The 5217-nt window shown below is 39.6% G+C and carries 4 protein-coding genes; all 4 read right to left on the bottom strand.

Features of this window, described 5'->3' with window-relative positions; all coding sequences use genetic code 11:
- Positions 1–266 precede the first annotated feature (266 nt).
- Positions 267–1763, bottom strand: a complete 1497-nt coding sequence (locus tag JWR87_RS12415) for a DNA polymerase Y family protein (RefSeq protein WP_297820496.1) — start codon at positions 1761–1763, stop codon at positions 267–269.
- On the bottom strand, positions 1763–2488 hold the full coding sequence (locus JWR87_RS12420) for an Error-prone repair protein ImuA (protein WP_297820499.1): 726 nt from the start codon (positions 2486–2488) through the stop codon (positions 1763–1765). The genes JWR87_RS12415 and JWR87_RS12420 overlap by 1 nt, the downstream gene beginning before the upstream one ends.
- A gap of 157 nt (positions 2489–2645) precedes the next feature.
- Positions 2646–3704, bottom strand: a complete 1059-nt coding sequence (locus JWR87_RS12425; protein ID WP_297820502.1) for a Gfo/Idh/MocA family oxidoreductase — start codon at positions 3702–3704, stop codon at positions 2646–2648.
- 224 nt (positions 3705–3928) lie between these two features.
- A complete protein-coding gene (locus JWR87_RS12430; protein ID WP_297820505.1) occupies positions 3929–5092 on the bottom strand; it encodes a hypothetical protein in 1164 nt (387 codons plus the stop codon).
- Between the last annotated feature and the right edge of the window lie 125 nt (positions 5093–5217).

Genomic DNA, 5217 nt, shown 5'->3' on the forward strand with positions numbered 1-5217 from the left:
AACATTTGTATTTCATGCTTATTCTTTTTTGTTCTCTAAATAAATGAGGTCAATAAACAGTCAAAGCATCAAGGAACAAATGATCTTCACCACAGTACTACAAAAGCCAAATTGAAATACCAAATCCCAAAACCGGCTGTTTCGTTTTCGGAGGCCTTTTTTTGTTTTGAGGGGGCAAGCAAAAAAGGAAATATTCTAAACCTGTTTCAAAGCACAAATACTTAAACGACATCCTAAGTTTGTCAAGCTTCCTTGTATAAAAAGAACTAAGCAAAAAATCCATGAATAAACCATTCATAATCCTCATCATAATGCCCCGAACGAAACAACCAATAACGACAACCCTCTTCATCTTCTACAACGTAATAATCACGATGTTGCCCGTCTTGTATCCACCATTCCTGCTCTATTCGTTCTGGCCCATCTGCTTTTAGTATTTTATGAAGTTTGTTTTTATAACGGAAGTTCATAGGAGGATAATCTGGTACCGGTGCCGCTACCTGGATACTTTGAGGTGTCGCCAAAAGGTGCATAGGTCTTGGTCGGTCAACCTTCCATTCTGTGGAGGTTGTTTCCTGTAAAGAGGAAGCTTGTTTTATTGATCGTTCCGGCCAGTAATGTTCATCGGGTAGATAACGGTTAATGGAAATGGAAGCAACTTTTCCTGACAAACGATCCATTAATTCTGCTAATTGAATATGATGAAGGCCATACATTGCCTCCCATAATTGCTGCTGAGATGGAGAATGATCTTCGACTATCGGAGCTTCCAATACAAATAACTCTATCCCAAGATCAGGTTCAATAGTGACTATTTTTATTTCAAATAGCTTATAAAGATGTTTTACATTATAAGATGGAGCATTTGTATTGATTTGTATCTCCTCAATTTTTCCGTCCACCCTGTAGCATTTGAACTTTGCGGCACGAAGACCTTTTTGCTCTTTTTGAAGACGTTTACACAAAGCTTCAAGTAATCGCTGTAAGGCTATTTCAATACCCTTAGCTGTTACAATCGGCTCTAAGCAAGGTAGCCTTTCACAGTACAGTTCAATTGGCTGTACAGGTTGAATAAATTCCTCTTCAACTCCCAATGCCTGGTTTATCCGGGTAATAATATGACTACCAAAACGACGACGGAGTGCCGACTTAGGCATACCAATAAAATCTTTGATTTGCCGGAGACCCAATTTCTGCAAACGTTCTATTGTATCAGGCTCTAAACGAAGCGCTGCAGAAGGCAAAGTAAGCAAGGTTTCACTTTGCTGGCCTGAAGGAATGATAAAAGTTCGGTTGCTATATCGTGCCACTGCCCATGCAGCACCTATTGTATCCGCTATTGCAGTACGTACATAATAACCTCGCTTTTTTAACCTTGTAACTATATCGTTTAAATAAGGCTCATCACCGCCCCACAAGTGTGAGCAACCTGTAACATCGAGTATAATACCATCAGGAGGGTCAATGGCTGCAATCGGGGTAAATCTAATACACCATTCGGCAATACGTTTTAAGAGTTTGGTGACTAAGTCAGTTATGTCATCAAGCACTTCCAGGTCCGGAAGAATTGCTCTTGCATCCGCCAATACCATTCCGGCATAAATTCCTTGTGCCTCGGCTAAAGCATTTGCAGCAGTCACTACCATTCGACCATGAGAAGGCGTTCTTAATACCAAAGCTTTATTGCCGAGTTGCGGCTTTCGAAGGGTGAACCAGTCGGTTGATAAATACCGGAACCATATTGAAACAAATCGCCGTTCCATTACACTGCTTTTCTTTGCTGCGCTTTATTTATAGAAGCTAATCTTAGTACATGCCTAAACCTTCCCCTCCACTCTACCTGCCAAATACCAGGAGTGCCATTGCGAACTTTCAATAATGCTACATTCCATCTTGGAAAACCTACACCCGGCAAACCATCATTAGATATACAAGGCAGAGGTGAAATTTTCCAACGGGTAACACAGGCAGTAGCGAGGTTGCGGGGGTTACGGCGGATGATAAAACCTGTGACCCGGCTCAGCTCAACCGCCAATTGAAATCTTCGGCTTGCCGTAAAACTCACTTCAGGTGTATCTGTAATTACTGCTGCAAGCCCTTCGCACTTGAGTGCTTCTTCCATCACCCATAAAATTTCTTTCTCTTTTGTAAGGTTTATAAAAATGACTTTTTCAGGCCCAATTCCAAACATTTTTAAGGCAGGAGGAAAAATTGTTTGAGATGCACTGATCCAAAGCGCTACTCCACCTTTTTGCATAATCGCAGACACTATACCAGCTATAAATCCACTTGTGGCAGAGGCATCTTCTGCTCCGGTGCAAAAAAACTCATGGATAGCTCCTAAAGGAAATGATGCATTTGGGAAAGCCTCTTTTATAATTCCAAGCCCCGCATCAAAACCAATATTACCGGTTACAGGTTTATATCCCTGTAAGGGAAGAATGTCTCTTTGTAACTGTGCAATAGTATCGGCTTTTGAAGCTTTCATTATATTAATGACGGTTTTTAGCAAAACCATTTTCAGAAACAAAAATACTAACTTTTTTAGCAAAAGAAAAAAAATGATAGTTCTATTTGTTCCCAAACAAATCAAAATATAACTGTATACCAGTAACAAGAAGAAAGCCTGGACCTGGCAAAAGCGCTTACAAACCGGGCAACGCAACTCTCCTTCCGGTACGGCAACTTTCATAAATAGCCAATACAATCTCTACTGATTTTCGACCATCAATTGCATCTATTAAAGGCTTTTTACCTGTTTCAATGGAAAGTATCATGTCTTCCAATTGCCTTTGGTGTCCGGCAAAACTTATATCTGCAGGATTGGAAACACCGCCATGGGAAAGGTTTCCCGTAGACATATTTTTTAGGATCGTTTCGTCTTCACTTGCTTCTTTTTCAAACTGCCATTTTATTAAACTACTTTCTTCCAGGATGGCTGTTCCTGATGTCCCCATTATTTCAACCCGTTTAAATGTTCCCGGAAAAACTGCCGTAGAACATTCTATTGTACCCAATGCGCCATTGGCAAATTTCAAGGTAGATACAACTGTATCCTCCACTTCAATTCCTTTATGCTTTACATTCGCCGACATAGCCTGAACCGACTCAACACGTCCCATATACCACTGTAATAAATCAACAGAATGAATACCTTGGTTCATGAGCGCTCCACCCCCATCCAGTTCCCATGTACCTCTCCATGCAGCAGAATTATAGTATGCCTCACTTCGGCTCCACTTTACGTAAGCATCCCCTAAAACCATATTTCCAAACCGGTTTTCATCTATCGCTTTTTTAACCTGTTTACTAGCTTCATAAAAGCGCGATGGAAAAATAACAGCTGTTTTTACACCTGCTCTATCACTGGCTTCAATAATGCGATCACATTTTTCAAGCGTTACTTCGAGGGGCTTTTCAATTACACAATGCTTACCTGCTTCAATACATTTTATTGCAGGCTCAAAGTGTATCCCCGAGGGAGTACAGATACAAACTATATCTATTTCAGGGTTATTAACCATCTCATCCAAACTATCATAAGAAGTACAATTATTCTTATAGGCCCAAGCCTGAGACTTGTTTTTATTGATACTAAAAACTCCAACCAACTTTGCATTTTCTATAGCATTTATAGCGCGAGCATGAATGTCTGAAATAATACCTGCGCCTATAATGCCAAATCCATATTGTTTTGCTTTCAATGTTTTCGATTAATAATTTTAAAAAAATTTCAGAAAGTTGTGGTCAGTCTACCAACAACGGCAGAAGCTTTAAATGTTTTAAACCTCATTTTGTTGCCAACCAAATATCTCTGTGGATCGCCAATTGCGACGCTCCGTTCAACTAAAATTTCTCTATTCAACTTCAGCTTCCTTCATTTTAAAGACCAAATTATCGCAATAACCAATAATATAAAAAGACAAGATTACTTTTTATAAACTATCACTCCCCTCTTAATAACGGTCTCAATTTGAATCTCTTTTCCTTTTAATGAAAATATGACCAAATCGTTTTTATCTGAAAAAATAGCATCATGCTTTGAAAGCATTGCAGCCACATTTACAGATGCCATTTGCCAGGCTGCACTAAGAGACGCAAGATTGTGATCAATAAGGGTTTCAACGTTTTCCAACAGGGTTTTAGCTGCTCCGGCAAGTAAACCAGGCGAGTTTTTTACCGATACTCTTTTATCCTCATTTAAAGTAACGGTACCTCCGATATGGGTTTGATATTCTCCCGGTTCCATTCCTGCAAAGCAGGTGGCATCACTTACAATAAGGGTTTTTTCTGCTTTACTTTTTATCACCACTTTAATAAACGAATCAGGAATATGAATGCCATCTGTTATGAGACAAGCATACAATTCTTCAGTGCTTAACTGGTCCCAGATAACATTCGGATGACGTGGCAATGTTAATGGAACGCCATTACCTAAATGGGTTGATAAAGTTGCTCCGGCCGCTACAGCAAGACGAATGTTTTCTGAATTAGCCAATGAATGTCCAATGGAAACAAGGATGTGGTTTTCCCTGCATTTTTTAATAAATGAATAAGAACCTTCCCATTCAGGAGCAATGGTTATAAGTTTAATCCTTCCACCTGCTGCCTTCTGGAATTGCTGAAAAAGTGTCCAGTCAGGAGGTTTAATATATTTTTCATCATGAGCACCCTTAGCGCCGGCAACGGGCGAGATAAAAGGCCCTTCTAAATGTATACCCCAAATACAATCGTTTACAAGAGAATCTGATAAACATGCGTTGTTGATTGTTTGAACAATTTTAAGGATGTTTTCGTCGGAGTTGGTAATTACGGTTGGCAGGTAAGTGGTTACCCCTTTACTCAGCAAATAATAAGTAGCCGCAATAATCTGGTCAGGGGTTAATGCAGGATTATTAAAATCAATTCCATTGATACCATTTATTTGCAGGTCTATTAACCCGGAACCGATAAGCAAGTTGTTGATTTCGACGCTATCTGTTGCAAGAATATGTGAGAGAGTTCCATTCTTAAAAACCAATTCTTGGGTTTTGTTCGTAATACAGTTTATACCTGTAATCACTTTTTCATCGGTATAGATCTTTGTTTCCATAAGCAAATTTCTACATTGTCTTCTTAAGAGCGGCCATTTGTGCTTTTTCTGGTACCGTTTTAGTTAGCAGCCCTACCCAAAAATACAAATTGCAGAAACCATGGCAGGAAAACAACCTCAGGTGC

Source organism: Segetibacter sp., from assembly GCF_025963695.1.
GTDB lineage: Bacteria > Bacteroidota > Bacteroidia > Chitinophagales > Chitinophagaceae > Segetibacter.

Coding starts and splice junctions, on each gene's coding strand:
- JWR87_RS12415 (WP_297820496.1), bottom strand. CDS start 1,763: ATGGAACGGCGATTTGTTTCAATATGGTTCCGGTATTTATCAACCGAC.
- JWR87_RS12420 (WP_297820499.1), bottom strand. CDS start 2,488: ATGAAAGCTTCAAAAGCCGATACTATTGCACAGTTACAAAGAGACATT.
- JWR87_RS12430 (WP_297820505.1), bottom strand. CDS start 5,092: ATGGAAACAAAGATCTATACCGATGAAAAAGTGATTACAGGTATAAAC.